Annotated in this window: 23 protein-coding genes; 5 read left to right on the top strand and 18 right to left on the bottom strand. The window is 60.4% G+C overall.

Going from position 1 to position 26,591, the window contains the following annotated elements; genetic code table 11:
- Window positions 1-308: 308 nt before the first annotated feature.
- Window positions 309-1,241, bottom strand: coding sequence for a YihY/virulence factor BrkB family protein (locus ACYSMN_RS08285; RefSeq protein ID WP_488923391.1), 933 nt, complete (start codon window positions 1,239-1,241; stop codon window positions 309-311).
- 108 nt (window positions 1,242-1,349) lie between these two features.
- Here ACYSMN_RS08285 and ACYSMN_RS08280 point away from each other — a divergent pair, with 108 nt between their 5' ends.
- Window positions 1,350-1,895 carry a DUF2062 domain-containing protein gene (locus tag ACYSMN_RS08280; RefSeq protein WP_488923390.1) on the top strand — a complete coding sequence of 182 codons (546 nt, stop codon included), beginning with the start codon at window positions 1,350-1,352 and terminating at the stop codon, window positions 1,893-1,895.
- Between the two features lie 625 nt (window positions 1,896-2,520).
- On the opposite strand, the gene ilvC is transcribed toward ACYSMN_RS08280, so the two are convergent.
- From ilvC to ACYSMN_RS08240, 8 genes are all read right to left on the bottom strand, one after another.
- On the bottom strand, window positions 2,521-3,588 hold the full coding sequence (ilvC, locus tag ACYSMN_RS08275; protein ID WP_488923389.1) for a ketol-acid reductoisomerase: 1,068 nt from the start codon (window positions 3,586-3,588) through the stop codon (window positions 2,521-2,523).
- 186 nt (window positions 3,589-3,774) lie between these two features.
- The gene (gene ilvN, locus ACYSMN_RS08270) at window positions 3,775-4,365 is read right to left on the bottom strand and encodes an acetolactate synthase small subunit (RefSeq protein ID WP_488923388.1); all 591 of its coding nucleotides are present in this window, start codon (window positions 4,363-4,365) and stop codon (window positions 3,775-3,777) included.
- A 101-nt stretch (window positions 4,366-4,466) separates the two neighbouring features.
- Window positions 4,467-6,218: a biosynthetic-type acetolactate synthase large subunit gene (ilvB, locus tag ACYSMN_RS08265; protein ID WP_488923387.1), complete on the bottom strand. Its 1,752-nt coding sequence runs from the start codon at window positions 6,216-6,218 to the stop codon at window positions 4,467-4,469.
- The gene (gene ilvD / locus ACYSMN_RS08260; RefSeq protein WP_488923386.1) at window positions 6,181-7,896 is read right to left on the bottom strand and encodes a dihydroxy-acid dehydratase; all 1,716 of its coding nucleotides are present in this window, start codon (window positions 7,894-7,896) and stop codon (window positions 6,181-6,183) included. The genes ilvB and ilvD overlap by 38 nt, the downstream gene beginning before the upstream one ends.
- Before the next feature lie 194 nt (window positions 7,897-8,090).
- On the bottom strand, window positions 8,091-9,215 hold the full coding sequence (leuB, locus tag ACYSMN_RS08255) for a 3-isopropylmalate dehydrogenase (RefSeq protein WP_488923385.1): 1,125 nt from the start codon (window positions 9,213-9,215) through the stop codon (window positions 8,091-8,093).
- The gene (gene leuD, locus ACYSMN_RS08250; RefSeq protein ID WP_488923384.1) at window positions 9,203-9,799 is read right to left on the bottom strand and encodes a 3-isopropylmalate dehydratase small subunit; all 597 of its coding nucleotides are present in this window, start codon (window positions 9,797-9,799) and stop codon (window positions 9,203-9,205) included. The genes leuB and leuD overlap by 13 nt, the downstream gene beginning before the upstream one ends.
- Window positions 9,800-9,903: 104 nt before the next feature.
- A complete protein-coding gene (leuC, locus tag ACYSMN_RS08245; RefSeq protein ID WP_488923383.1) occupies window positions 9,904-11,298 on the bottom strand; it encodes a 3-isopropylmalate dehydratase large subunit in 1,395 nt (464 codons plus the stop codon).
- A gap of 206 nt (window positions 11,299-11,504) precedes the next feature.
- Window positions 11,505-12,671, bottom strand: coding sequence for a 2-isopropylmalate synthase (locus ACYSMN_RS08240; RefSeq protein WP_488923382.1), 1,167 nt, complete (start codon window positions 12,669-12,671; stop codon window positions 11,505-11,507).
- A gap of 169 nt (window positions 12,672-12,840) precedes the next feature.
- Between ACYSMN_RS08240 and ACYSMN_RS08235 the strand changes: the two genes are divergently transcribed.
- Window positions 12,841-14,385: a hypothetical protein gene (locus tag ACYSMN_RS08235; protein WP_488923381.1), complete on the top strand. Its 1,545-nt coding sequence runs from the start codon at window positions 12,841-12,843 to the stop codon at window positions 14,383-14,385.
- Between the two features lie 420 nt (window positions 14,386-14,805).
- On the opposite strand, the gene ACYSMN_RS08230 is transcribed toward ACYSMN_RS08235, so the two are convergent.
- The 5 genes from ACYSMN_RS08230 to ACYSMN_RS08210 form a co-directional block, all read right to left on the bottom strand.
- Window positions 14,806-15,777, bottom strand: coding sequence for an enhanced serine sensitivity protein SseB C-terminal domain-containing protein (locus tag ACYSMN_RS08230; RefSeq protein ID WP_488923380.1), 972 nt, complete (start codon window positions 15,775-15,777; stop codon window positions 14,806-14,808).
- Window positions 15,778-16,016: 239 nt separating this feature from the next.
- On the bottom strand, window positions 16,017-16,448 hold the full coding sequence (locus ACYSMN_RS08225) for a c-type cytochrome (protein ID WP_488923379.1): 432 nt from the start codon (window positions 16,446-16,448) through the stop codon (window positions 16,017-16,019).
- Window positions 16,445-17,137: an SCO family protein gene (locus tag ACYSMN_RS08220; RefSeq protein ID WP_488923378.1), complete on the bottom strand. Its 693-nt coding sequence runs from the start codon at window positions 17,135-17,137 to the stop codon at window positions 16,445-16,447. Before ACYSMN_RS08220 ends, ACYSMN_RS08225 begins: the two co-directional genes overlap by 4 nt.
- A 4-nt stretch (window positions 17,138-17,141) precedes the next feature.
- A complete protein-coding gene (locus ACYSMN_RS08215) occupies window positions 17,142-17,567 on the bottom strand; it encodes a hypothetical protein (protein ID WP_488923377.1) in 426 nt (141 codons plus the stop codon).
- Between the two features lie 109 nt (window positions 17,568-17,676).
- Window positions 17,677-18,042 carry a hypothetical protein gene (locus ACYSMN_RS08210; RefSeq protein ID WP_488923376.1) on the bottom strand — a complete coding sequence of 122 codons (366 nt, stop codon included), beginning with the start codon at window positions 18,040-18,042 and terminating at the stop codon, window positions 17,677-17,679.
- Window positions 18,043-18,435: 393 nt separating this feature from the next.
- On the opposite strand from ACYSMN_RS08210, the gene ACYSMN_RS08205 reads away from it, so the two are divergent.
- Window positions 18,436-19,461: a hypothetical protein gene (locus ACYSMN_RS08205; RefSeq protein WP_488923375.1), complete on the top strand. Its 1,026-nt coding sequence runs from the start codon at window positions 18,436-18,438 to the stop codon at window positions 19,459-19,461.
- Window positions 19,462-19,711: 250 nt separating this feature from the next.
- Here ACYSMN_RS08205 and ACYSMN_RS08200 read toward each other — a convergent pair whose 3' ends face one another.
- Window positions 19,712-20,209: a DUF4112 domain-containing protein gene (locus tag ACYSMN_RS08200; RefSeq protein WP_488923374.1), complete on the bottom strand. Its 498-nt coding sequence runs from the start codon at window positions 20,207-20,209 to the stop codon at window positions 19,712-19,714.
- A 206-nt stretch (window positions 20,210-20,415) separates the two neighbouring features.
- Between ACYSMN_RS08200 and ACYSMN_RS08195 the strand changes: the two genes are divergently transcribed.
- The gene (locus tag ACYSMN_RS08195) at window positions 20,416-21,405 is read left to right on the top strand and encodes an aldo/keto reductase (protein ID WP_488923373.1); all 990 of its coding nucleotides are present in this window, start codon (window positions 20,416-20,418) and stop codon (window positions 21,403-21,405) included.
- Window positions 21,406-21,585: 180 nt separating this feature from the next.
- Here ACYSMN_RS08195 and ACYSMN_RS08190 read toward each other — a convergent pair whose 3' ends face one another.
- Window positions 21,586-23,034, bottom strand: coding sequence for a diadenylate cyclase (locus ACYSMN_RS08190; RefSeq protein WP_488923372.1), 1,449 nt, complete (start codon window positions 23,032-23,034; stop codon window positions 21,586-21,588).
- A 203-nt stretch (window positions 23,035-23,237) separates the two neighbouring features.
- On the opposite strand from ACYSMN_RS08190, the gene ACYSMN_RS08185 reads away from it, so the two are divergent.
- Window positions 23,238-23,507 carry a hypothetical protein gene (locus tag ACYSMN_RS08185; RefSeq protein ID WP_488923371.1) on the top strand — a complete coding sequence of 90 codons (270 nt, stop codon included), beginning with the start codon at window positions 23,238-23,240 and terminating at the stop codon, window positions 23,505-23,507.
- A gap of 328 nt (window positions 23,508-23,835) precedes the next feature.
- On the opposite strand, the gene ACYSMN_RS08180 is transcribed toward ACYSMN_RS08185, so the two are convergent.
- Together ACYSMN_RS08180 and ACYSMN_RS08175 are read right to left on the bottom strand one after the other, a co-directional pair.
- Entirely contained in the window at window positions 23,836-25,044 is a 1,209-nt protein-coding gene (locus ACYSMN_RS08180) for a TIGR03862 family flavoprotein (protein WP_488923370.1), read from the bottom strand.
- Between the two features lie 434 nt (window positions 25,045-25,478).
- Window positions 25,479-26,531 (bottom strand): cyanophycinase, encoded by a 1,053-nt coding sequence (locus ACYSMN_RS08175; protein WP_488923369.1) that lies wholly within the window; start codon window positions 26,529-26,531, stop codon window positions 25,479-25,481.
- Between the last annotated feature and the right edge of the window lie 60 nt (window positions 26,532-26,591).

Here is a 26,591-nt window from a genome sequence, read left to right as displayed (position 1 = left end):
ATGAACAATGAACAATGAACAATGAACAATGAACAATGAACAATGAACAATGAACAATGAACAATGAACAATGAACAAGCTTCCTAAAGGCCTACCCCGGCAACCGTTCATTGCCGTAGCTCCGGTCTGCTCGCTTTTGGGCGAGCTGAACGGTCGCCGTTAGCTGATGGTGTTCCGCCTGGTTGGTTACCGCAATTGCTCATTCTTCAATCTTCATTGAACAACTGGCGCGCTCTTCGACCGGTCAGCCCGCCGAAAAAGCGGGCAGACCGGGCCGCCCTCCACAATTCCTCATTCTTCATTACCAATTACTCCTCATCCACCAGCCGGTAGCGGACGGCGGATTTTTTGGGTTTGATGTCCATGTTCACGTAGTGGGCGTAGGCTTTGGTGAAACAGGCGCCGAAATAGAAAATCATGGCCGAGTAAAACACAAACAGTAGCACCAGCACGATGCTGGACGCCGGGCCGTAGATGGGGCCGAGGTTGCGCGGCACGAGTAAGTAGCCCAGCAGGTATTCGCCCAGATCGATGAGGACGGCGGTGAGGGCTGCGCCGCGCAGTACGGCCCGCCAGGGCACCCGGGCGCTGCTCAGGTTGCGAAACGTAACGGCAAACCAGGCAGCCAGAATTAGCAGCGACGTGACTTGGTTGAACACCTGAAACAGGTAGTAGCCGAAATTCTCGTCGAAATCGTGCACGTAATCGGCCAGGAAGGCCAAGGCCGCATCGGTAAGGAAGGCCAGCACGGAAAGAATTCCGGTAGCGACTAATACGCCCAAGGAACGGGCGCGTTCCTGCAAAACTTTGCCAAGCCGCCCACCGCCGCGCTTAGGCCGAATCTGCCAGAGCTGATTGAGCGAGTGCTGGATTACGACGAAAAGGGTGGTGGCAATAAAGAGCAGAAAGCCGAAGCCCAGCCAGGTCACGAGGCGGCTGCGCTGCACGTTGGTTACGTTTTGCAGAATCTGCTCCACGAGGCCGGCCGCCGAGGCACCGAGCAGGTTGGATAGTTTGGTGAGCAGCAGGCCGCGTACAATGGACGTCGAATACAAGGACCCCATCACCTGAATGAGAATGATGAGGATGGGCGGCAGGGCAAACGTGGTGAAAAACGCCGTGGCCGCGCCCAGCCGAAGCGGGTCGTTGGCGGCCAGCTCGCGGCCCGCGCGGCGTAGTAGAATTAGGGTATCGGTTAAAATGCGGCTGCGGAACGGACCCAGCGCGTGTACTTTTGTCATCGGGCCTGCGTACTAGTTTCGGCCTAGTTTCAGTACCAGGGCCAGTAAGCAACGTACGAAGGTACTGCCCCGCGCCGATTCCCCTTATCCTCAATTTTCTGTCTGCCCGTGCCTTTATCCGTGCCGCCCGTTTCCTCCGCGTCGTCTGTGCCGCCGCCCGCCAGCTGGTGGCGCCGGCGCGTGGCCGACCCGGTACTGAACCTGCTCAAGCAAGGTCTTACGCCCGCGCAACTTTCCTTGACGGTGGCGCTGGGCATCATCTTTGGCATCGTGCCCATGCTAGGCATTACCACGCTCATGGCTACCACCATAGCCGTTCGAATGCGGCTGAACGTGGCGGCTCTGCTGCTGGTAAGCCACCTGATGAGCCCGGTGCAGCTACTGCTTATCGTCCCGCTTCTGCGTCTGGGAGCGAAGTTGCTCGGCGACGATGAAAGCCTGCAACTGACACTTACTCAGCTACAACAGCTGTTTGCCAACGACTGGCAGCAGGCCCTGCATCTGCTCTGGCATGCCATTGCGGGTGCTATGCTGATTTGGGTGGTAGCGTCCATTCCGTTAGGATTCGCCCTGAATTTCGGACTACGCCCTGTGTTTAGCTGGCTCCTAGCCCGGCAGGCGAAGAAGGTGAGTAGGGGAGTAGTAGGTGACTAGAGCGGTTCCAGGACTGACACGCCCGGCTACAGGGCTGGCAAAGCTCGCTATAGGGGCGCCATAGGGCAGTATTGCATAGGTTTTAGGAGGTGACACGGGCTGAAAAGTGAAAATCAGCAGCTATAAGGTAGCTATTCCGGCTCAGCAAGGCCGTTTTCGACCGCAAGAGCCTACTCGTCACGACACGATGCCCGAAGTACGCGTCCGCGCGGCATCGTGTCGTGACACATCGGGCAAAGTACGTGTCCGCGGGTCATCGTGTCGTGACACATCAGGCAACGTACGCGTCCGTGGAGCGTCGTGTCGTGACACATTGGGTAAAGTACGTGTCCGCGGGGCATTGTGTCGTGACGAGGAGGGCGAAGTACGCGTACTTTGCCCTCCTCGTCACGACGACCTGGGGGTGGTGGGCAAAGGTGTGTGGATGGGTGTAGCTCCGGGAATCATGTACCTAGTTGAACGGTCAGGCAGAGCCATGTGGCTCTGCCTGACCGCCTTTTTCGATGGCTCTCCACATACGCCAGGGAAGTTGGTGCGTAGTCAAGCGGCCATGAAAAACGGCTGGTCATCCTGCGCTTGCGCAGGATGACCAGCCGTTGCTAAAAAGTCCAGGGAAGGCGAAGTTCTAGCTCAGCTCCTCTACTTTTTCGGCGGTTTTGGAGCGGAGCTGGCGCACGGTAGCGCCGGTTTGCCACAGCTCCGATTCGCGCACTTCCTTGAGTTCGGCCTCCAGCTCCTGGCGGTAGTTGGGCGTGGAACCGCGTTGAATGGTGCGCTCGGCTTCCTTGCCGGAGGCTACGCTGTCGTACAGCTCGTTGAGCACGGGCAGGGTGGCTTCGCGGAACCGGCCTTTCCAGTCCAGGGCCCCGCGCTGGGCCGTCACGGAGCAGTTGCTGAACATCCAGTCCATGCCGTTTTCGCCCACCAGCGGCACCAGACTCTGGGTGAGCTCCTCCACGGTTTCGTTGAAGGCCTCGGAGGGCGAGTGGCCGCGCTGGCGCAACACCTGGTACTGGGCCTCAATGATGCCCGCCAAAGCCCCCATCAGCACGCCCCGCTCGCCGGTGAGGTCGGAGTACACTTCCTTCTTGAAGTCGGTTTCAAACAAGTAGCCAGACCCCACGCCAATACCCATCGCAATTGCTTTTTCATAGGCCTTGCCTGTGGCATCCTGGTACACGGCAAACGAAGAATTCAGGCCGCCCCCGGCCAGGAACAGGCGGCGGAGACTGGTGCCGCTGCCTTTGGGCGCCACCAGAATCACGTCCACGTCAGGGGGCGGGATGATGTTGGTTTGGTCGTTGAAGGTGATGCCGAAGCCGTGCGAGAAATACAGCGTTTTGCCGGCCGTCAGCCGCTCTTTCAGCGTGGGCCACAGCGCAATCTGGCCGGCATCGGAGAGCAGGTTACAGACGATGGTGCCGCGCTCGGCCGCTTCTTCAATCGAAAACAGCGTTTCGCCTTCCACCCAGCCATCTTGCAGCGCCCGCGCCCAGGAAGCCGTGCCCTCGCGCTGCCCCACAATGACGTGGAACCCGTTGTCGCGCATGTTCAGCGCCTGGCCCGGACCCTGCACGCCGTAGCCAATAACGGCAATAGTCTCGTCCTTGAGTACATCCAGCGCCGTTGAAAGGGGAAATTCCTCGCGGGTAACTACGGTTTCGTGTACGCCGCCAAAATTGATTTGTGCCATTTTGCAGTGGGCTATTTTAGAGTGAATGAGTGGTTTTTGCCTCACCCCCCGGCCCCCTCTCCTTCAGAGAGGGGGAGCCAAACGATTGAGGATCATTTTCAAAATGATTATACAAGACTCAAGAGGCTGCAATGTGCCGATGTGGCTCCCCCTCTCTGAAGGAGAGGGGGCCGGGGGGTGAGGCCGCTACATCGTGAACACCTTGTCGCGGCTGTTGAGGTATTCGTTTTCGGCGGGCTCGGGGCTGGGCTCGCGGCGCTCGAACTCGCGCAGTTTGTGGTGGAAGCCCTGGCTGTCTTTGATGATGGCGATGCGGGCGCTGCGCACGAACTCGATGAGGCCGTAGGGTTGCAGCACGCGGATGAGGCTGTCCGTCTCTTCGCGGTGGCCGGTGGTTTCAAACACCGTGTAGTCTTTGCGGATCACCACGGCGCGGGCCCCATTTTCGCGCAGCAGGCGCTCCACGGTGGCCTTTTCGGCAATGACGTCGGTGGGCACTTTGTAGAGCGCCATTTCCTGCCAGATCACGTCGGCGTTGGGGTTGAAGTAGACTTTCAGCACCTCAATCTGCTTCTCAATCTGCTTGGCCAGCTTGCTCACCACCTCCTCCGTTTCGTGAATCACGATGTTGAAGCGGTGAATGCCCTCGATTTCCGAAGGCGAAGTATTGAGACTCTCGATGTTGATTTTGCGGCGCGAGAAAATGATGGCAATGCGGTTGAGCAGCCCCACTTGGTTCTCGGTGTACGCTGTGATGTTGTATTCCTGGCGGGTCATTGTAGTAGAGCTTAGAATCTAGAACGTAGAGCTGAGGCTTGATGGGCACGAGACGAGCAGAAGCAGAATTTTCTAAGTTCTGAACTCTCACTTCTCAGCTCTTATTTCAGCCGGATTTCGGCGATGCTGCACCCTTGCGGTACCATGGGGAAAATGTTGTTCTCCTTCGATACCAGCACTTCCAGCAGGAAGGAGCCGGGGTGCGTCAGCATGTGGTACAGCGCCGCCGCCAGCTCGGCCCGCGCCGAAACCTGCTGGCCGGCAATGCCATAGCCACGGGCCACGGTCACGTAGTCGGGGCTGGCGATGTTGACGAAGGAGTAGCGCCGGTCGTTAAACAGCTCCTGCCACTGCCGGACCATGCCCAAAAACTGGTTGTTGAGGATGATGATCTTCACCTCGACGCCGGTTTGCATGATGGTGCCCAGCTCCTGAATGGTCATCTGGAAACCTCCGTCGCCGATGATGGCAACCACCGGGCGGTGCGGGGCCCCGAACTTGGCCCCAATGGCGGCGGGCAGGGCAAACCCCATCGTGCCCAGGCCGCCGCTGGTGATGTTGCTGCGCGGGTGGTTGAAGCGGGCGTAGCGGCAGGCTACCATCTGGTGCTGACCCACGTCGGTCACGATGATGGCCTCCCCGCCGGTCAGCTCGTTGAGCTGCTGCAGCACTTCGCCCATCGTCAGTTCTTCGCTGGTCGGAAACAACTCCTCCCGAATCACGGCGTCCACTTCCTGCGCCATGTGCTGCTGAAACTGCGCGTGCCATTCGGGGTGATGCTTGGCGTCAACCAGCGCCGTGAGCAGCGGCAGCGTCTCCTTGCAGTCGCCCCAGACGGGCACCGTGGCCGCTACGTTCTTGTCGATTTCTGCTGGGTCGATGTCGAGGTGAATGACCTGGGCTTGCTTGGCGTACTTGTCGAGGCGGCCCGTTACCCGGTCGTCGAAGCGCATCCCGATGGCGATGAGCACGTCGCACTCGTTGGTGAGCACGTTGGGGCCGTAGTTGCCGTGCATGCCCAGCATCCCCACGTTCAGCGGATGGCTGGTAGGCAGCGCGCCGGCCCCCAGGATGGTCCAGGCCGCTGGAATGCCGCTTTTCTCAACGAAGGCCCGAAACTCCTGCTCGGCGCCGCCCAGAATCACGCCCTGGCCCCACAGCACGAAGGGCCGCTTGGCTTGGTTGATGAGCGCCGCGGCTTCCCGCACGTACTCGGGCCGCACGATGGGCACAGGCCGGTAACTGCGGATGTGGGTGCACGGCACGTACTCGCTGCAATCGAAGTGCTGGAGCTGGGCGTTTTTGGTGATGTCAATCAGAACCGGGCCGGGCCGGCCGCTACGGGCAATGTAGAACGCCTTGGCCAGGGCCTCCGGGATTTCCTCGGCGTTGGTTACCTGGTAGTTCCACTTGGTGATGGGCGTGGTGATGTTGATGATGTCGGTTTCCTGGAAGGCATCGGTGCCCAGCAGATGCGCAAACACCTGGCCCGTAATGCACACCAGCGGCGTGCTGTCGATTAGCGCATCGGCCAGGCCCGTCACCAGATTGGTAGCGCCCGGCCCGCTGGTCGCAAACACCACCCCAACTTTCCCCGAAGCGCGGGCGTAGCCCTGGGCCGCGTGCACGCCGCCCTGCTCGTGCCGTACCAGTACGTGGTGTAGCTGCTCCTTGAAATCGTAAAGAGCATCGTAAATCGGGATGATGGCCCCGCCCGGATAGCCGAAAATGGTGTCCACGCCTTCGGCTAGCAACGCCCGCAAGGTGGCCTCCGCGCCCGTCGTGGTGGCCGTGGGTGCCGCCGCTGTGGCGGGCTCAGGCCGGGCTTGCGAGGGTTGCTTTTTCGTTAACATGGCTTTCGTCTAAGTCGGTGATACAGCCCTGACTGGCGTCGCTGACCGTGCGGATGTACTTCAGCAGCACGCCTTGGCGCACGGTGGGGCGGGGGCGTTGCCACTGCTGTCGGCGCAATTCCAGCAGCGCGGGCTCTACTTGCATATCAATGGTGTTGGCGGCCGCGTCCAGCACTATCCAGTCGCCGTCTTCCACCAGCGCCAGCGGCCCGCCGTCGTAGGCTTCGGGGCAGACGTGGCCGATGACGAAGCCGTGGGTGCCGCCGGAGAAACGGCCATCCGTAATCAGGGCTACTTTGTCGCCCAGGCCGGCCCCGATGATGGCGGACGTGGGCTTGAGCATTTCCGGCATGCCCGGCCCGCCCTTCGGCCCCACGTAGCGAATCACGACCACCTGCCCGGCCTTGATTTTGCCCTGCGTGATGCCTTCGTTCAGCTCCTCTTCGGAATTGAAAACGATGGCCGGGCCTTCAAACCGCAAGCCTTCCTTGCCCGTGATTTTGGCTACCGCGCCGTTGGGGGCCAGGTTGCCGTACAGAATCTGAATGTGGCCGTCGGCTTTGATGGGGTTGCTGAGCGGGCGCAGCAAATCCTGCTCGGTGCCCAGCGGCTTTATGGCCGCCAGGTTTTCGGCCAACGTCTGGCCCGTTACGGTCAGTAAATCGCCGTGCAGCAGGCCGGCGTCGAGTAAAGTGCGCATCACGGCGGGCACGCCGCCCAGCGCCGCCAGGTCTTCCATCAGGTACTTGCCGCTCGGCTTGAGGTCGGCGAGCACCGGCACGCGGTTGCTGACTTCCTGAAAGTCTTCCAGCGTGAGCCGAATACCGGCCGCGTGGGCAATGGCAATAAGGTGGAGCACGGCATTCGTGGAGCCGCCCAGCACGGTCACCATCACCAGGGCATTCTCGAAAGCCTTCCGCACCAGAATGTCGCGCGGCTTGATGTCCAGCTCCAGTAGCCGCCGTAGGTACACGCCGGTAGCCAGACACTCCTGGTTTTTCTCGTTGCTCACGGCCGGCGACGACGACGAAAACGGCACGCTCATGCCCAGCGCCTCAATGGCCGACGCCATCGTATTGGCCGTGTACATGCCTCCGCAAGCGCCCGGTCCGGGGCAGGCGTTGTGGATGATGCCTTTGTAATCTTCCTCGGAAATCTGCCCCTGTAGTTTCTTGCCGTACGCCTCAAAACACGACACGATATTGAGCTGCTGCCCCTTGAAGCTGCCGCCCTTAATCGTGCCGCCGTACACCATCAGCGAGGGCCGGTTCAGCCGCGCCATCGCGATGAGCGCGCCCGGCATGTTCTTGTCGCAGCCCACCACGGTAGCCAGCGCGTCGTAGTTGTGCGCCCCGGCCATGGCCTCAATCGAATCGGCAATGATTTCGCGCGAAACCAGCGAGAAGCGCATGCCCGGCGTGCCGTTCGTGATACCGTCGCTCACCCCAATGGTGTTGAAGCGCAGCCCCACCAGCCCCTGCGCCTGCACCCCAATTTTCACCTCGTCGGCCAAGCCATTGAGGTGCATGTTGCAGGTATTGCCCTCGAACCCTGTGGAGCAGATGCCCACGAACGGCTTGCGCAAATCAGCGTCCGACAAGCCCGACCCAATGAGCATGGCTTGCGAGGCCGGCAGGCTGTCGTCCTGGGTGTAAATGCGGCTGTACTTGTTGAGCATCGTTTGTAGTGCCTTAGTTAGAATACAGGCCGTCGTCTGTTTCTGCGTATTCTGGGGGCGATAAATACAGCAGGCGTATCAAGATTGAAATACACCCGGAATAAGCTGAGACAGAGAAAACAAAAGCCTTTCTGAGCGCCGGCTTAGAAAGGCTTTTGTAGTGCTTCGCAGCAAAAACAACCAGACCGGCCAGGTTAAATGATGGTACTAGCGCCCACTTCCACGTTGTGGCGATTCCACTGCTTTTCGTTGGAATCCGTGATCCAGAAGGCGATGTAGGCGCCTACTTGCTCGGTGCGATAAGGCGTTTGCGGGTTCAGCTCCGGCGTCAGAATATTGTTGAGTAAGGCTTCGTCCACGGCTTCGCGTACTAGAGCCGCTTCCGCCCGCAGGTCCCAATGATCGAGCAGCATGGCTGCTGATAGAATGGTAGCAATGGGATTGGCGATGCCCTTGCCCGCCGCCTGCGGATACGAGCCGTGAATGGGCTCAAACAGCGCCACCCCGTCGCCAACCGAGGCGGAAGGCAGCAGGCCCAGCGAGCCGGCAATAACCGAGGCTTCGTCGGAAATAATATCGCCGAACATGTTCTCCGTCAAAATCACGTCGAACTGCGTGGGGTTCAGGATAATCTGCATGGCGGCGTTGTCCACGAACAGGTAGTCCACGTTTACTTCCGGGTACTGGGCAGCTATTTCGCGCACTTCTTCGCGCCACAGCCGGGACGTTTCCAGCACGTTGGCCTTGTCGACGAGCGTGAGCTTGCCCCGACGGGAGGCCGCGGCCTGAAACGCCAGGTGCGCGATGCGCCGGATTTCGTCGCGGCTGTAGGTGCAGTGGTCGTAGGCGCCGGTGCCGTCGGCGGTGCGGCCCTTCTCGCCGAAGTAGATGCCGCCGGTCAGCTCCCGGAAGATAAGCATGTCGGTGCCCGCGATTCGCTCTTTTTTCAGGGGCGAGTGCGCCAGCAGCGCATCGTAGGCCGTAACAGGCCGAATGTTGGCGAACAGGCCCAGCGACTTGCGCAGCCGCAGCAAGCCCTGCTCGGGGCGCACGGGGGCGCTGGGGTCGTTGTCGTATTTGGGGTCGCCGATGGCGCCGAGCAGTACGGCATCGGCGGCGCGGCAGGCTTCGAGGGTGGCTGCCGGCAGCGGGTCGCCGGTAGCGTCGATGGCGCAAGCGCCCATCAAGTACGACTCGAACTCGAAGCGGTGCCCGAACCGGCCCGCCACGGCCTGCAACACGCGCACCGCCTCCCGGCACACTTCCGGCCCGATGCCGTCGCCGGCTAGTACGGCTATTTTCTTGCTTACCATGTCCATGTTCTGCGTTGTTCGTAGGCCTCGATGGCCGGTTTCTGATTCACCAAAAAATCAATGTCATCGTAGCCATGGAGCAAACACTCCTTCTTGTAAGGGTCGATGTCGAAGGCAATGGTTTGTTCCCAGGCCGGCACGGTTAGCGTTTGCGCGGGCAACTGCACCACGAACTGCGTCTGGGCATCCTGCTCCACCCAGGCAAAGAGCCGGGCTAGCACTTCGTCGCTGACTTGCAGCGGTAGTAGGCCCGTATTCAAGGCATTGCCCCGGAAGATGTCGGCGAAGTAGCTGGAAATCACCACCCGAAAGCCCGCGTCGTACAAAGCCCAGGCGGCGTGTTCCCGGCTGGAGCCGCACCCAAAGTTCTTGCCCGCCAGCAGGATCTGGCCGCCGTACCGGGCATCGTTGAGCGCGAAATCAGCCCTGAGTGTGCCATCAGCCGCGTAGCGCCAGTCGCGGAACAGGTTGTCGCCGAATCCTTCGCGGGTCGTCGCCTTCAGGAAACGGGCCGGAATAATCTGGTCGGTATCAATGTTCTCCAGCGGCAGTGGCACCGCGCTGGAATGCAGGGTCTGGAATTTTTCCATTGTCGATTTTTAGTGCTTAGTGCGTGGTGCTTAGTTGTTAGTGCTTAGTTGGTGATAGGTACCTTGCCAGAACGACCTGAGCACTAAGCACCAGGCACTAAGCACTAATTCACATACTGCGTGATGTCCACGATGCGGCCTTGCACGGCGGTGATGGCGGCCACTAGCGGCGAGGCGAGCAACGTGCGGGAGCCGGGGCCTTGGCGGCCTTCGAAGTTGCGGTTGGAGGTAGCCACGCAGTAGGCGCCGGCCGGAATCTTGTCTTCGTTCATGGCCAGGCAGGCGCTGCAGCCCGGTTCGCGCAACTCAAAGCCGGCTTCGGCCAGAATCTTATCGAGGCCTTCGGCAATGGCTTGTTGCTCCACTTGCTTGGAGCCGGGCACGATGATGGCCTCCACGTGCCCGGCTTTCCGCTTGCCCTGCACGTAGGCCGCCACCGTGCGCAAATCCTCGATGCGCGAGTTGGTGCAGCTCCCGATAAACACGTAGTTGATTTCCTTGCCTAGCAGCGTCTCGCCGCGCTGAAAACCCATGTACTGCAACGACTTATCAAAGCTGTCAGCTTCCGTAGCGGCTACCTCCAGCGGAATCCGGCCGTTGAGCGCGATGCCCATGCCGGGGTTGGTGCCGTAGGTAATCATGGGCGGAATGTCGAGGGCATCGAAGCGGTGCTCGGCATCAAATTGCGCGTCCTTGTCCGAATACAGCGTCTGCCAGTAGGCTACCGCTTGGTTCCAGGCTTCGCCCTGCGGCGCGTAAGGGCGGCCTTGCACGTAAGCCAGGGTAGTGGCATCGGGCGCGATGAGGCCGCCGCGGGCTCCCATCTCGATGCTCATATTGCAGACCGTCATGCGGCCTTCCATGCTCAGGCCGCGCACGGCACTGCCCGCGTATTCCACGAAGTAGCCGGTAGCGCCGCCCGTGCCTAGCTGCGCAATCACGTACAGAATCAAGTCCTTGGCCGTAACGCCGGGTTGCAGCTCACCATCCACGGTGATGCGCATCCGCTTGGGGCGGCTCAGCAGCAGGCATTGCGTGGCCATCACCTGCGCCACTTGGCTGGTCCCGATGCCGAAAGCCACGGCCCCGAACGCGCCGTGCGTGGAGGTGTGGCTGTCGCCGCAGACGATGGTGGCGCCCGGCAGCGTGAGGCCCAATTCTGGCCCAATTACGTGCACGATGCCCTGGCGGGCGTGGCCCAGGCCGTAAAGCTCGATGCCGTATTTCTGGCAGTTTTCGGTGAGCTTATCCACCTGCGAGCGGGACAGCGGCTCCGCAATCGGCAGGTGCTGGTTGCGGGTGGGCACGTTGTGGTCGGCGGTGGCTAGAATGCGGCCGGGCCGGTACAGCGGCAGCTCCCGCGCCGCCAGCTCCTCGAAAGCCTGCGGGCTGGTTACCTCATGAATCAGGTGCCGGTCGATGTAGAGCACGTCGAGGCCGCCGGGCACGGAGTTCACCAAGTGGGCATCCCAGACTTTGTCGAATAAGGTGGTGGCCATGAGTGCTGAGTGCGTTTAGAACTGAGAGTCCCGCGAGAAATCGTTCTGGCTTGGTGGCGTCTGCTTCGTCAGCGCTACCGCGTAGCTAATCCAGTCGGTATAGCGTGGCGAGGGCGCGGTTTCTTGCGCGGCCTGAGGGCTCTGTTTTTCTGCGCCGGTCGTGCCGGCCCGGCCTGGTTCCAAAGTAGTCATAATTAGTAGGTGTATTAGAGGGAGGTTACGAGTTTTTCTTGTTCTACCAGCGCGTGTAGGTCTTCGTCTACTACCTCGCGCTTGCGGTCGGCGAGTTGCAGGAAACAGGCGTAGGCTTTGTTTAAAGCGACTTTCTCGAAGTCATAGCCGATCTTCTGGAGCCGGTACGCCAGGGCCGCGCGGCCGGAGCGGGCCGTCAGCACAATGGAAGAATCGGCCACGCCGACTTCGCGCGGGTCGATGATTTCGTAGGTTTCGCGGTGCTTGATGATGCCGTCCTGGTGAATGCCGCTGGAATGCGAAAAGGCGTTGGCCCCCACAATGGCCTTATTGGGCTGCACCGGCATGGTCATCAGGTGCGACACCATAGCCGAGGTTTCGGCTAGCAGGCGGGTGTTGATGCTGGTGTCGAGGTTCAGGTAAGGGTGTTGGCGCAAAATCATCACCACTTCTTCCAGGGCCGTATTGCCCGCCCGCTCGCCCACACCGTTGATGGTGCACTCAATCTGCCGCGCCCCGTTCAGCACGCCCGCAATGGAGTTGGCCGTGGCCAGACCCAAATCGTTGTGGCAGTGCGTAGAAAGCCGCACGTTTTGAATGCCGGTCACGTTTTCGTGGAGGTACTTGATTTTGGCGCCGTACTCCTCTGGCAGGCAGTAGCCGGTGGTATCCGGAATGTTGAGGACGGTGGCGCCGGCCTTGATGGCCGCTTCGCAGACGCGGGCCAGAAACTCGTTGTCGGTGCGACCGGCGTCTTCGGCGTAGAACTCCACGTCTTCCACGAAGCTCTTGGCCAGCCGCACGGCCGCTACGGCCCGCTCCAGCACGGCCTCCTGCGTGGTACAGAGCTTGTAGAGAATGTGCGTTTCGGAAGTGCCAATGCCAGTGTGGATACGCGGGTAACGCGCTCCTTGCAGTGCCTCGGCCGCCACCCGAATATCATTTTCAACGGCCCGCGAAAGACCGCACACCGTAGCTTCCTGCGTTTGGGTGGCAATGGCCCGCACGGCGGCGAAGTCGCCGGGGCTGGAAACGGGGAAGCCCGCCTCAATTACGTCCACGCCGAGCAGTTCGAGCTGCCGGGCAATAACAAGTTTCTCGTCCCTGTTTAGCTTGCAGCCGGGCACTTGTTCGCCGTCGCGCAGGGTGGTGTCGAAAATCTGTATTTTTTGGCTGGTCATAAGCTGCTTTGCGAAAAATCCGGCAGGGCTTCTGCTTTCCGGTCTCGCAAATAGATTGGCTTAGCAGCTATGGTGTAAACCGAAGTTTACTGGTTCGTACGATTTTCAATCCTTCAGTTTGTGTATATAAATAGTTGAAAATGTAGGTATTGCGAAACGCTTCCGTACGATGCCCAACGAAATAAATGACCCCGTTTTTCAGCTAATAAAATCATTGTCGCGCTCCGAGAAGCGACACTTTCGGCTATTTACCAACCGGCAAGGCTCATCGGAGGACCTGAAGTTTCTGCTGCTTTTCGATGCCCTCGACCAACTGCCGCAGTACGACGAAGAGCGAATTCTGACCCTAACGCCCACCATCCGGCGCGTGCAGCTCGCCAATCTAAAAGCCAACCTCTACCGCCACTTGCTCGCCAGCTTGCGCGTGTACCAGACCGGCCAAAACCTCGACATTCAATTGCACGAACAGCTCGACTACGCGCGGGTGCTTTACAACAAGGGCTTCTACCAGCAAAGCCTGCGCATGCTCGATAAAGTGAAAAACGCGGCTCGCCAGGCCCGCCTCTCGCACATCGTTCTAATTGCGCTAGACTTTGAGAAGCTCATTGAGTCGCAATACATTACGCGCAGCATTGAGGGCCGCGCCGAGCTGCTGACGGCGGAGGTAACCGAAACAGTGACGCGCGTGTCGCAGATGCACGAGCTGTCGAACGTGGCGCTGCGCATGTACGGGTTCTTCCTAAAAGTAGGGCCCGCCCGCAACCAGCACGACCACGAAACCATCACCGCGTTTTTTCGGGCTGAAATGCCTGCTTTAGACGTGCGGGAGGCCAGCTTCTTTGAGCGGCTGTATTATTACCAGGCCCACGTGTGGTACTACACCATTGTGCAGGATTTTCGGGCCTGCTACCGCTACGCGCAGAAGTGGGTGGATTTGTTTGAGGAGGCACCGGCCATGAAAGACCAGCAAGCCATGCTCTACATCCGGGGGCTGCATAACTTGCTGGCTGTGCTGTATAATATGCTGTACTACAGCCGGTTTATGGAGGTGCTCAAGACGCTGGAGGATTTCGCAGCCAGCCAAACCCGGCAGGCCACGCTCAACACGGAAGTGCTGCTGTTTCAGCACCTAGGCACCAATCGGATCAACGCTTATTTTCTGGAAGGGCGCTTTACGGAAGGACTGGAGATAGTGCCGGAGCTGGAAGAAAACCTGGAGCTTTTCCGTCCTCAGCTCGACGTACACCGCCGCCTGATTTTTTACTACAAGATTGCCAGCCTGTATTTCGGCAGCGGCCACTACGCCAAGGCCATCGAATACCTGCACAAAATCATCGACCACAAAGACGTAACCTTCCGCGAAGACCTGCAATGCTTCGCCCGCATCCTCAACCTGATTGCCCACTACGAAGCCGGTCTCGACGAGCTGTTGGACTACCAACTCAAGTCGGTGTACCGCTTTCTGGGCAAGATGAACGACCAGCAGCAGATGCAAACGGCCATCCTGCGGTTTCTGCGCAATCTGGGCCACATCGAGCCGCATCAGCTCAAAGAAGCTTTCAAGAACCTAAAGGCCGAAATGACCACTATTGCCACCAATCCCTACGAGCGGCGGCCCTTTCTGTACCTAGACATCATTTCCTGGCTGGAAAGCAAGATTGAAAACACCCCCGTCCAGGAAATCATGAAACGCAAGTTTCTGCGGATGAAGTAGTAAGCACTGCGTCTCTCGTGCTAAGGTTGTAATGCTAACCTTAAGTCAGGAAGGACATAGTCAAGCCCCGGAGGGGCGGCATATTGGTAGTACTACCGAAACAAAAAATGAACAAGCCCCATCGGGGCGACACATGCATAACCGGGTGTCGCCCCGATGGGGCTTTAACCCCTTTCATGGTGATTCTTTCTACCGATATGCCGCCCCTCCGGGGCTCGACTATATATTCTCAGGCATGCTAATGAAGAACATCACCCTAGCGAGAGGCTTCGGGCCCTGGCTTGATGCGCCACATGCCGCTGCATGACAAGGTAAACAACGACCGTTCATCAGGTGCTTCCTGGCGTCAGTAGGACAGTTTAAACAAAAAGCGGGTCATCCTACAGGATGAACCCGCTTTTTACGGATGCTTGTCTGGCGCTAGCTGCGCTGATAGAAGGGCTCTTGCTGGCGGAAATACTCGTTGAGAGGTTCCTCGCCAGCCGGGTTCAGCAGCATCATGTCCACGAATTGGTAGCCTTCGATGCGGCCTTCTAGGAGGGGGCCCAGTTCCTGGAGGAACTCTGGGTTCTGGTCGGGCGTGTCGGCTTGGAAGGCGAGCAGCAGACGCGGCGGCTCCTGACTGTTTTCGATGCGTAAGGCGGCTACATAAGCCTTTTCCAGGAAGTCTTTGCCGGCGCAGAATTCCCGCAGGGAGTCGAGCAGCTCGCTAGATAAATCGGTGGGCGGGCCTAGCTGCACTGGAACTTGGCCTTCGCCACCGGGAGCTTGCGGCAGGTTCACCAAGTCGCTGGCCAGCAGGTCTTGGATTTCCTGGGTGGTGAGCAGCTTGCCGGCGGGGGAGAAGGGGTTCAGGACGCAGTCGGTGGCCTGCACCATTTGCAGCAGGTCGAGGCCCCGTACGCGGATATAGCCGACCGTATCGGAAGTTACGCCGCCTTCGAAAATCCGGTCAGTGGACGTAAAGAGCGGAATTTTGCCGTCGTGCAGCACTTGCAGTTGGATTTCCATGCCGGGCGTCACGGTGATTTCGCCACTTTCGCCTTCACGGGGCAGGGTCACGGCGAAAAGCTCTTCATGGAGCAGGGCCTGGTAGAAGGCCGGCCGCAAGTTAGCCTCGTGCACGGCGCGCAGCAGCAGCTCTTCCAACACGTTGGTGGGCTGGTACGGTAGCTCAATGGGCTGGCCAGGCTCCGGGTCGGGCTGCATCATGGGCATGGGCGGCATCGGTGGGCGCGCGGGCGCTTCCTCCACGGGCAGCGTGTAGTTGGAACCCTTGTAGCGTGGGCCGGAAGTGGCCGGGCGGGGGGCATCGGGCGAGGAGGAAGCTGGAGTCGCGGGGGTGGTTTCCGGCGTTTCCGGCTTCTTTTTCAGAAAGTCAAACAGACCCATAGGAATACGAAAGATGAAGGTGCAATCTAACCAGCTTTACGCGAAGATGCACGGCTGAGTAGCGCACAAACTGCTATCGAAACACGGAGAAACAGTAAGTTTCTGAATGCCAATAGCTGTACATGTTGTGCCAAGACGCGGCTTGCGCCCCATGTTGCGCACTAGAGCTATAAGCTAGTTCCCCTTCTTGGAAAAGAGGGGAACTAGCTTATAGCTCTAGTGCGCAATTATAGCTCGTGCTACTGCCCGTCGCTGCCGTGGCAGGGCGCTAGCAGCTCCGACACTTCCCGCACCGTGTAGGGTTCGTTCTGATTGCCCCAATTGCGCTGCACAAAATTGAGCAGGTTGGTGATTTGCGAGTCGGTGAGGTCTTCGTGGCCGGGCATCACCTGGTTGTAGAGCACGCCATTGACGACCACCGGGCCCTTCATGCCCCGGCGGACGAGGCAGGGCAGTTGGGCGCGGTGCTGGGCCACGTAATCGGAGGCGGCGACGGGCGGAATGAGGCGGCGCAGGCCCTCGCCATGCTCACCGTGGCAACTGGAGCAGTGCGTTTGGTAGAGCGTGGCACCTTCGTTTTGCCGGTTGGAAAAGCAGCCCGGCGCGGTAACCAGCAGCGCTCCGGCCGCCACCACGGTTGTCCAGCGCAACGCGGGCAGCAGCTGGCTCATTTCTGGGCGACGGACGCGGCTAGGTTTTCCTCCTTCAGCAGCAACGGCAACTCCCGAATCAGCCGGTCCACCTCGGATTTCTCCATGCCATCATACAGCCCCCGGATACGCCGTTTCGAATCTACTAGGGCGAAGGTGCCGCTGTGGGCGTAGCCACCAACCACGCCCTTATCTACTTGCGCGGCCGTCATGTAGGCGCGGGCCAGCGCGAATATGGTATCGTGCGGGGCGGTGGCGAAGTGCCAGCGCGAGGCATTCTGGATGCCAAGGCGCTCGGCGTAGTCGCGCAGCACCGGGATGGAGTCGTGGGCCGGGTCGATGGTGTGGCTCAGAAACAGCACGTTGGGGTTGCCCTTGAACTGCTCGTATACGCGCAGCAATTCGCTTTGCATCTTGGGACATATACTGGGGCAAGTGGCGAAGAAGAAGTCCGTCACGTAGACCTTGCCCGCGAAGGTCTGGTTGGTGATGATTTGCCCGTCCTGATTGGTGAGCCGGAACGACGGTACGGGGTCGGGCAGCGTGTCGGCCGGGGTGGTGGGCTCGGCCTGTTTCATGCCGAGAACAGGCAGCCGGGCGGGCTCATCGGCTTTGTTGTCGGTGCAGGCGAAAGGCAGTAGGGTGGTGGCAGCAAGCAGGCCGGCCACCAGAGCGCGGCCCGCGGAAAAGCGCAGGTTGGAAAGCATCATTGGGTTATTGGGCAGAGGTAGGCGGCGTTCCGGCCGCGCGCAACAGCAGGCGGGCCGAGTCCACACTAGTACGAAACAAGCCAGCCACCGAATCGATTTTGCGCTGCTGGCCGGCAAAGTAGCCGAGGCGGCGGGCGGTGGCCACCGTGTCGGCGGGCTTGCGGTACTTGTGCATCCAGTCCATCATGCCGGCATCGGCAGCGAGCAGGGCGCGGCGCTGGCGGGCCGCAGCGGCCGTATCGGGGCCGGGCGACTTCTGCAGCTGCTGGCGGAGCGTGGTGAGCTGGTCCATTTGGGCCATTAGCTCGTCGTGCTTGGCTAGCACGGCCTTTTCGGCCGCTTCGGTCTGCTGCTCCTCACTATTGAGCGAAAGGCAAGCAGGTAGGAAAGCCAAGGCAGGCAACAGGAAAAACAGGCGGAATATTTTCACAGCCGCAAAGGTAGCACCAGCCAAGCTGAATGGGTAATGAAGTGCTTCTGAACACGTATGTGTCCGAGCTGGTTCGGCGCCGAATAAGTCTCAGCCGCCAGCCAGGAAATCAATCTTCTTTGAGGTCATCAAAAGTCTCACCCGTATAAATAGCAGCATCATAGACTACTATTCTTTCCACGTTATACGGTACATAGGCCTGGCTCATTTCCGGTAATAAATCCAAGACAAGATCTATTGCGGAGTGTAGCATCTCACTGTTGATAAAGAAGTCTTTTTTAACAAAGCCGCTCATAATTCCTTCCGTCCCTTTCCGCTTCAAAGAAATATAGCCGTAGCCCGAGTCTACGTAGACATAATTGATGATCTGGCCCTCCGTCGGCTCGCCTTGTTTGGTGAAAAACTTCACTACGATACCGTCTTCGTTTGAAAAGACTTCCATATCGCACTCACGGTCTTGGTATTTGAAAGTCATAAATCGTTTTAAAACAAGCGGTGCGAGTGTATACGTGAACGTACAAGAATGCCTAAGGCTGTTTAGACTATGCTTGAAAGGATAGTTACTGAAAATACTCCCAGAAATATCGCAAAAGATGGTAGCTGCCCCGCACAACAAGAGTGTACCCGCCAAGTATGACGCTGAAAATAAGCACTATCAATCTGGTACTGCTTCCCTGGTACTTGCCCTCGGCGTAACGGCTCCGCAAAAGTCGTACGTTCCGGCCGTTGGCTTTATAGGTGAAGTCGGGGATGGTGGCGGGCGTCCGCGTATTCTTCACCTTAACTCGTTTGGTTGGGCTTCGTATGTAGTGGGCGGGCTGCTAGGGTAGCGGCTAGCGTATGATGGTCTCTTTACTTCTCCGTATTTATGCTTCATCTCCGCTTGTTCTTCGTCAAGCAGTTGATTTCAGGGGTGGCCTGTTTGATCTTGCTTTCGGGCTGCGACTCGGCCGCCTCAACCGATACGGCCGCCACCAACCAACCCAGCGCCAACGGCTCTAACAAGCCGGCTACCGCCTCGACCTCCGACGCCGTGACTGGTCTGTCGGGGCCGATAACCGAGCCGGTGCCCGCGTTCAGCGGGCCGCTGCCTGCCGCTTCGGCCGAGGCCAAGCGCGACGTAGCCAAGGCCCTGCGCGTGGCCGGGTTCATGGCGGTTTACCCCATCTCGGCCGCTGACCAGCATAGCCTGGAGGCGGCGCTCCTGAAGGATTACGAGGAGGATAAGCCCAACTATGGTGATGTGCGCACCATCTACACGGGCATCATGCAAACCCCAAGCGACCCTATCGCCTCGGCCGAGACACGGGAGCGGTACTGGAAGTGGCTGGGCTCCGCCATCGCAGCCCGCCCCGAGAAATTTCGCACCGGCCTGTGGGGTCTGATCCAGCAATACAACCCGGTACTGCTCGTCCACAACGGCCGGGTCGTGACCAAGGCATCCGTACATGACCGACTGGCTACGCAAAGCGCACTAGCGAAAGCGGCGGGCATCACCATGCAGGACCAGCGCCCGGAGGCCGTCGTCGTGGCCGATGGCTGCCGCGCCGCCGTCCGCGACTTTGCCCGCCTGCCCGACGCCGAGCAGCTGGCCCTGGTACGAGGCGAAAGTGAGCACGCGGGCATCACGAACATGCTGCACTCCAAGACGAAAGCCGGGGCCGCCGCCGTCGCCTGGGCCAAAGCCAACGTCCACACCGATGCCGACCTGGTTACGCTGCACCCGCAGGTGCTGGCGCAGGCCATCACCTTCGACCGGCAGCAGTCCAACGCCTCAATGGCCGCCTTCCGCGCTGATATGCAAAACATGGCTGCTGCCAATCAGGAAATCGTGGGCCTGGGAAAAGCGGCCAACGACATCACCAAGGGCTCGGCCCAGCGAGCGAAGGAATAAGCTTTGAGAGTAGTACGCAGGTGAGATTTTTCCAACCCCGGCATGGCAGGGCGGCCGCGACTGGCATTCGAATCAGTTACGCCGCACCGGACAGTAATACGACGCATCTCAAAGCCGTACAACAGGGAATGGGTTGTCAATTGCATTGCTTGCTGGTCAGCAAGGCAGTTGTCTGCTTCTGCACTCTCTGCGGATTAAAACCAAGTGCCCACGTAAGCCATCAATTCACCTGACAGCCAACCCTGAGGACCTATTTAGCATACTGCCAGAGCCAGACGCCAGCCGACCACAATCCCCACACGAGAAGGCCGAAAACGGCCAGCAGCCCGAGTATAGCGACCAGCAATAGCCCGCGACCAGTGCCCTGGTACTTGCCCTCGGCGTAATGGCGGCGCAGCAGGCGTACGTTCTTGTCGTTGGCTTTGTAAGTGAAGTCGAAGATGGTGCCTACTACTGGGATGGCGCCAATGATGGTGTCGAGCAGTACGTTGAGCAGCATGCGGACCACTACGGCCCCGCTGGCGCCGTGGCGCATCATGGTCAGGATCAGGACGCCGGAAATGGCTAGGGACGGAATGCCGCCCACCACTGGAATCAGGCCCATGATGGGGTCGAGGCCGAAGCGCCAGGTGGTGCCGGGCACACGGAACTGGCTGTCGAGCAGGTGCGAAACCTTTTCCACCCAGCGCAGCCGCTCATCATCGGCGGGAGTGGAGAGGGGGCGAACGGAGTAGCGTTGCGTGGGCATGGTGGTGGGTTTGGCGGTTAAGGAGGTAGCTGGTAATAAGGCGGCAATAAGTTGATTAATAGTAATTTGATATTTGTTCAGTAGCTCATTACTTAGGACCTATCACTTAAACGCAGAAGAGGTTGCGTCGGGTTGTAGCTGGCTGCTGCCAACCATCCGACGCGGCCAGTGGTTCTAGGCATTCCACGCATCCAAAACCCTACGTTATGCAACAGCGCACCCTCGGCCGCTCCGGCCTTTCAGTTTCTGCCCTTGGCCTCGGCTGCATGGGTATGTCGGACTTCTACGGCCAGCGCGACGATGCCGAAAGCCTCCGCACCCTGCACCGCGCCACGGAGCTAGGCGTCACGTTTTTCGATACGGCCGATATGTACGGCCCCTTTACGAACGAAGAATTGGTAGGCAAGGCCCTGCGCGACCGGCGCCAACAGGTCGTGATAGCCACCAAGTTCGGCATCCTGCGCGACCCCGCCGACCCAAGCAAGCGGGGCATCAGTGGCCGACCCGAATACGTGCGCCAAGCCTGCGAAGCCAGCCTGCGCCGCCTCGGCACCGACTACATCGACCTCTACTACCAGCACCGCGTCGACCCCAACACCCCCATCGAAGACACCGTGGGCGCTATGGCCGAGCTGGTGAAAGAAGGCAAAGTGCGCCACCTTGGCTTGAGCGAAGCCGCTGCCGCCACGCTGCACCGCGCCAGCGCCGTGCACCCCATTGCGGCTTTGCAAAGCGAATACTCACTCTGGAGCCGCGACCCCGAAGATGGGGTGCTGCAAGCCTGCCGCGAGCTAGGCATTGGCTTCGTGCCGTACTCGCCGCTGGGCCGGGGCTTCCTCACTGGTCAGATTCAGAAGTTCGAGGACCTGGCCGAAGACGATTACCGCCGTCATTCGCCTCGTTTCCAGGGCGAGAATTTCCAGAAGAACCTCGACCTGGTGGCTGGTATCAACGAACTAGCCTCTCAAAAAGGCTGCACACCCGGCCAGCTGGCCTTGGCCTGGGTGCTAGCCCAGGGCAACGACATCGTGCCTATCCCCGGCACCAAGCGAGTACAGTATTTAGAAGAAAACCTGGGCGCGCTGCAAGTAGAGCTGCGTCCGGAAGAGCTAGCCCAGCTCAATACCCTCGCCCCCAAAGGAGCTGCCGCCGGCCTGCGCTACCCCGAGCAGATGATGGGCAGCGTGAATGGGTAGACGAAGCACTGTCATTGCGAGGAGGCACGACGACGCAATCCTTCCTCTCCGTGAGCCAAGCTTACTGAAGCAATAAGCGCTTCTTCGTTAGGACGATAACCCTAACGAAGAAGCGCTTATCTGTAAGGGGCGTTTAGTGCGAATAGAGGAAAGATTGCTTCGCTCTGCTCGCAATGACAGTTACCGTCTTGGCGGGAGCAAATCGATTAAGCCGTCTTCGCTGACTACGATGGCTAGGCAGGCGTAGCGGCTGCTTTCTACGTAGCGCAGGGCCGAGTTGTAGCGGGAGCCGCGCGAGGAGTCGCCTTTTTCGGTGGCGAGGCCGTCGAGGATGGCGCCGATGGCGTAGCAGGTGCCGTGGGGTTCGATGAGGACGGCGCCGTCGATGTTGGTGACGAGGCGAAGCACGGAAGGCGTCATCAGGCGCGGGGCCACGCGGAAGCACTGGCGCGTGAGGCGCGCGGCTTCCTGGGCGGCTCCTTCGGAAATGACCAAGATGGTGCCGTTGGTTTGTTCGGTGGCTCGTTGCGTAAGCTCCCACAGGTAGTCGATGGTGCCCGTATCGAGGCGTGGGAACACCCGGTGCACGGCACGCGCGAAGTTCGCGGCATCGACGCGGCCCTGAGGCAGGCGCGGCGTGTTTGACACCACCTTCATCATCACCTGGTCGTCGTGCGTCAGCTCCCAGCTGTAGTGGCGAGTGAAGTGCACGGTGAACAGTGGCTCGAAGGCGGGGTCTTCGGGCGGTACAAGATAGCCGAGGCCAAACACGTCGGTGGCGTCGGAAACCAGCGCCGTGCGGTCCTCGCTCAGCTCCAACAGCTTCCGAATGCGGCGGTGGTCGCGCAAGGAAACGGGGCTTTCCAGCGTGAGCACCGGCACGATGGCCGGGTGATGGCGCCGGGCGACGAGCATAGTGCCCACGCCTTCGTCGCCTTCATGGCGCAGGGCAGCGATGCCGTTGCAGGCATCGTAGAGGCCGTGGGTGCCCGCGGCGGCGCCGAGCATGAAGCTGCGGCCGGCAGCGCGCAGCACCTCGTTGTAGTCGCGGTCGAGCACCGGCCGGTCGTCGTCGGTGTCGGACTCGCGCAGGGCGCGGCTGCAATCTTGCAGAAACTCCTGCGCCGCCGCGTGCAGCAACGATACCGGCCGATTGCTCGGGCCGCGCACGGGCAGCGCGTAATAGGCGTGGTACGCCTCGGCTGAGAGTTGCAAAATAACCACTACCTGATAGCCGTACAGGCTCACGGGCGGCGAGCAGAAGCTGAGGCGGTCTTCGCCGCGGGTTTTGGCCAGGTTGGTGAGGGTTTGTTCGGTGGCGCGGCGCAGCAGTTCGTACCAGCGCAGTTTCTCGTAACGGTCGTGGTCGGCGGGGTGCAGGTGATATACTACGTCGCGGGGGCCATCGGGCTCCAGGGCTGCGGCAGTGGCTTTCACCCCGGCAAAGTCGGCGGGGCTATACCGCAGGGAAGTAGGTTCTACCACCACGGCCTGGGGCTCATCGGTTTCCTTGGCCGAGGCCAGGCCAAGCAAAAATACTTCGGGTTTAAGCGTCCGGTCGAGCGAGTTGAAGATGCCTTCAGCAAATAGCTGGGCCGAAACACGGAAAAGACTTTGGTGGTCCCACATCGATGGGAGCGGAAAGCTGGCGGAGGACGGCAAAAGCGGGAGATAAGGCGTAGAATCCAGAAATACGGAAAAACACTGTCGAAGATAGGAGCCTTCGCCAGCAACTTCTCAGTCGGAGTGAAGTTATATCTACGGCAAAACATGCCGTTGTGCTTGCGCTACGGGTCCTGAAAACGTAATTTTAGATAACAGCCACTACCGTCATGCTTGTCTACTATATACTCTCCGGGATAGGGATTTTGTGCGCGCTCTCCGTGCTGCCACTCGTGACGGGCTATTGCGCCGCCAGTTACGGGCGCTCGTTCTGGCTGTGGTTTGCTCTAGGCTGGCTGCTACCCTTCGTCTCGTTTTCTATTCTAGTTGCCCTCATCCTGCGCAGCCAGCTAAATCCCGGTGAGCGGCTCCTGGCCGAAGCCAAAGCCATCCTAGCCGCCGCTGAAGCGAAGGAGTTGTTAATGAAGAATGAAGAATGAAGTTTCTTGACAGCCTAAGCCCCAGCGGGGCGGCACCCATGTCGTTGAAACAATAGGTGCCGCCCCGCCGGGGCTCTGTTCTTGATGGTGTACTCACTGCTACCGATATGCCGCCCCGCCGGGGCTCACGCCATCGGTCCTACTATCCCATCTCAGTTCTTGATTCAGAACCACCGGTCTACCCGCTTTTTCGGCGGGCTGAACGGTCGAAGGGCGCGCCATTTGTTTGATGAGCAATTGCGGTAACCGGCCAGACGAAACAACGATAGCTGACGGCGACCGGTCAGCCCGCCGAAAAGCGGGCAGACCGGAGCCAACGACCAATTCCTCATTCATAATTCATAATTCCCTTCGCTGCCCAGGCGGCGGTGCTGAAGCAGCCTTGGAGGAGGTAGCCGCCGGTAGGAGCTTCCCAGTCCAGCATTTCGCCGGCCACAAAGGTGCCGGGGCGACGGCGCAGCATCAGGTGCCCATCCAGTTCGTCCCAGGCCACGCCGCCAGCCGTGCTGATAGCCTCATCGAGGGGGCGCAGGGCGTGCACGGGTAAGGGCACTTGGCGTAGGAGGCGGGCTAAGGCTTCGGGGGTGGCCGTGGCTTCGGGCGGGGCTACTTCGCGCAGCAGCGTAGGCACGGGCGGACCCAGGCGGAGCGTTTGGCGCAGGAAATCGGGGAGGGAGCGGCCGGCGCGGGGTTTCTGGAGCTTGGCAAGGAGCTGCTCGTCGGAGAGGTCGGGCTTAAGGTCAAGAAGGAGCGGGGCGGTAGTGCCTTGGCGTAGCGCGGCGCGCAGGGCGGGCGTGAGGGCGTACACGGGCGTGCCTTCTACGCCGTACTCCGTCAGGAGCAGCTCGCCGCGTTGCGTGTGTTCGCCGCAGCGGAGAGCAATGTTTTTAAGCGGCGCACGGCCTACTTTGGCCCGGAAAAAGCCGGACCAGGCTATTTCGGCGCCGCAGTTGCCCGGCTCAAATGGCAAGCACCGGACGCCTATCTGCTCCAAAGCCGTTACCCACTGTCCATCGGAGCCGGTTTTGGCCCAGCTCGCGCCACCTAGCGCCAGCAGTGTGGCAGCAGGCTGCACCGTAAAATCTTCGCCGGTAACCTCGTTGCGGAGGCGCAGTCCGGTTTCGCCCGCGAAGCCTAGCCAGCGGTGGCGGGTGTGCAGCTGAACGCCCAATGCCTGCAAGTGGCGCACCCAGGCCCGCAGCAGGTCGGCGGGCTTGTGCTGCTCGGTGGGGAAGATGCGCCCACTCGTGCCCACAAACGTGGCGATGCCCAGCGAGGCGGCCCAACGCCGCAAGTCGGCGGGGGAGAAGTGGGTGAGGAAGCTGGCAAACTCGGGGTGCCGGGTGCCGTAGCGGCTGGCGAAGCTGGCTGAGCCTTCGGAATTGGTAAGGTTGAAACCGCCGTGGCCGGCCACCAGAAATTTGCGCCCCACCGTGGCTTGCGCCTCATACAAGTCTACGCGGCAGCCGGCTTCGGCCAACAACTGCGCCGCCAGCAGCCCCGCCGGCCCGCCCCCGATGATGGCAATTGATTTCAATGAGTGAATAACGGAATGAGTGGCTGAGTGAATTGTTTGCTCCGGTCTGCTGGCTTTTTCGCCAGCTGACCGGTCGTCGTAGAAACAATACGTGGCTAGGAGGTGCTGAGGCGAACAGCGGATGGTTTTAGCCAGTTCGGGTTGTCCTGCGGAGGCGGAGCATCTTGCGTGCGGACATTGTTTCCCTCGTCATGCAGACGAAGAAAGCATCTGGCGTGCTGAGGTTGTTTAGCGTGTCATGCAGAGCATTCCGCGCATCAAGCGGCGACGAAGCATCTCGCGTGCTGACGTTAGTGTAGCAACTAAGCGGAGTTACCACCCTAGCGAGATGCTTCGGCTACCGCCTCTGCATGACGGTTAGCATTGCAACCTCAGCTTGCGGCGACCCGTCAGCCCGCGAAAAAGCGGGCAGACGGGCGGGTGGCAGATTCAACTCAATTTGAGGAGAAGGTGCCGTTGCGGGCGAAGAAGTTCTTCCAGGCGCCGCCGGTGGCGGTGGACCAGTTTTGGAGGTTGAAGCTATGGTTGGGGCCGCCGCGCAAGACGTACGCGCGTACGGCCTGGCCGTTTCGGTCCCAGGTGAGGGGCTGGCCGGCGGCGCAGACTTCGGGGCCCTGCGCCCCCGGCACGAGGAAATAGGCCTGGCCTTCGCCGAAGACGGTGGCTTGGCCTTGGCCGTCGATGGCTACGGCGGTGCGTTCCTCTACGCCGATGCCGCGCGGCTGGGCCACGGTGCCATCTTGCCGCAGCCGCGCCAGAAACGCCAGGTGCCGCCCGCGCCGGTCGGGGTTGTCGTAGTGCGAGTCCGTGACTACGCCGGCCAGCCAGGGTGCCGTTTGCAGAAAATTGCCTGACAGGCTCACTTTCGGGTCGTAGGGATTGCGGAGGGCCTCTGTGCTCGTGACGGTGCCTTGGCGCGCATCGAACACTAACTCGCCCAGCACGGCGCAACCTGCCGAGGTGCCGCCGACTGGCACGCGCTTCTGCGTAATGAGATAGTTGAGGGCCTCTTGCACAGGCGTGCCGCGCCAGTAATTCACGTAGTTGGCCTGGTCGCCGCCGGCGATGAACACGGCTTCAGCTTGGCGAATGCGGCGGGCCACGCGTGAGTCGCGGGCCAGCGCCTCAGAGTTGAGCAGCAGCGTCTCGACGGAATTGACGGCGGGCGTGAGGCGGTAGAGATAGTCGTTGTAGCCGGTGCTGCCGCTGGCGCGCAGAATCAGGACGTCGCCGCCGCCGCTGCGGCCCAGCAGCCACTGCATGGCCGCGTCCACGTCGGTGCTGCCGCCCATCAGCAGCAGGCCAGGCTGCACGTTGGTGCCGACTACATCAGCCGTGTCGCCGCTGGTGCCGAGTGAGCCAGGCACAACTTGCGGAACGGTCGGCGGGGTGGGTGCCACGGCCGCGGATTTCTGGCAGGCGGCGGAGCAGGGCAGCAACGCCAGCAAGCTAAGCCGTAGCGCCCGGAAGACGTATGGTTTCATCATGGCCCCAAGATACGCGGCTAGCCGTAGAAGGGCTCTGTACCGTATAGCTTCCGGCATTGC

This window comes from Hymenobacter sp. M1-2, from assembly GCF_057808495.1.
This window is presented reverse-complemented; position numbering and strand designations above follow the sequence as displayed.

Coding starts and splice junctions, on each gene's coding strand:
- ACYSMN_RS08235 (WP_488923381.1), top strand. CDS start 12,841: ATGCCCAACGAAATAAATGACCCCGTTTTTCAGCTAATAAAATCATTG.
- leuD (WP_488923384.1), bottom strand. CDS start 9,799: ATGGAAAAATTCCAGACCCTGCATTCCAGCGCGGTGCCACTGCCGCTG.
- ilvB (WP_488923387.1), bottom strand. CDS start 6,218: ATGTTAACGAAAAAGCAACCCTCGCAAGCCCGGCCTGAGCCCGCCACA.
- ACYSMN_RS08190 (WP_488923372.1), bottom strand. CDS start 23,034: ATGTGGGACCACCAAAGTCTTTTCCGTGTTTCGGCCCAGCTATTTGCT.
- ACYSMN_RS08195 (WP_488923373.1), top strand. CDS start 20,416: ATGCAACAGCGCACCCTCGGCCGCTCCGGCCTTTCAGTTTCTGCCCTT.
- ACYSMN_RS08285 (WP_488923391.1), bottom strand. CDS start 1,241: ATGACAAAAGTACACGCGCTGGGTCCGTTCCGCAGCCGCATTTTAACC.
- ACYSMN_RS08175 (WP_488923369.1), bottom strand. CDS start 26,531: ATGATGAAACCATACGTCTTCCGGGCGCTACGGCTTAGCTTGCTGGCG.
- ACYSMN_RS08205 (WP_488923375.1), top strand. CDS start 18,436: ATGCTTCATCTCCGCTTGTTCTTCGTCAAGCAGTTGATTTCAGGGGTG.
- ilvC (WP_488923389.1), bottom strand. CDS start 3,588: ATGGCACAAATCAATTTTGGCGGCGTACACGAAACCGTAGTTACCCGC.
- ACYSMN_RS08200 (WP_488923374.1), bottom strand. CDS start 20,209: ATGCCCACGCAACGCTACTCCGTTCGCCCCCTCTCCACTCCCGCCGAT.
- ACYSMN_RS08240 (WP_488923382.1), bottom strand. CDS start 12,671: ATGACCAGCCAAAAAATACAGATTTTCGACACCACCCTGCGCGACGGC.
- ilvN (WP_488923388.1), bottom strand. CDS start 4,365: ATGACCCGCCAGGAATACAACATCACAGCGTACACCGAGAACCAAGTG.
- ACYSMN_RS08230 (WP_488923380.1), bottom strand. CDS start 15,777: ATGGGTCTGTTTGACTTTCTGAAAAAGAAGCCGGAAACGCCGGAAACC.
- leuC (WP_488923383.1), bottom strand. CDS start 11,298: ATGGCCACCACCTTATTCGACAAAGTCTGGGATGCCCACTTGGTGAAC.
- ACYSMN_RS08185 (WP_488923371.1), top strand. CDS start 23,238: ATGCTTGTCTACTATATACTCTCCGGGATAGGGATTTTGTGCGCGCTC.
- ACYSMN_RS08210 (WP_488923376.1), bottom strand. CDS start 18,042: ATGACTTTCAAATACCAAGACCGTGAGTGCGATATGGAAGTCTTTTCA.
- leuB (WP_488923385.1), bottom strand. CDS start 9,215: ATGGACATGGTAAGCAAGAAAATAGCCGTACTAGCCGGCGACGGCATC.
- ilvD (WP_488923386.1), bottom strand. CDS start 7,896: ATGCTCAACAAGTACAGCCGCATTTACACCCAGGACGACAGCCTGCCG.
- ACYSMN_RS08225 (WP_488923379.1), bottom strand. CDS start 16,448: ATGAGCCAGCTGCTGCCCGCGTTGCGCTGGACAACCGTGGTGGCGGCC.
- ACYSMN_RS08220 (WP_488923378.1), bottom strand. CDS start 17,137: ATGATGCTTTCCAACCTGCGCTTTTCCGCGGGCCGCGCTCTGGTGGCC.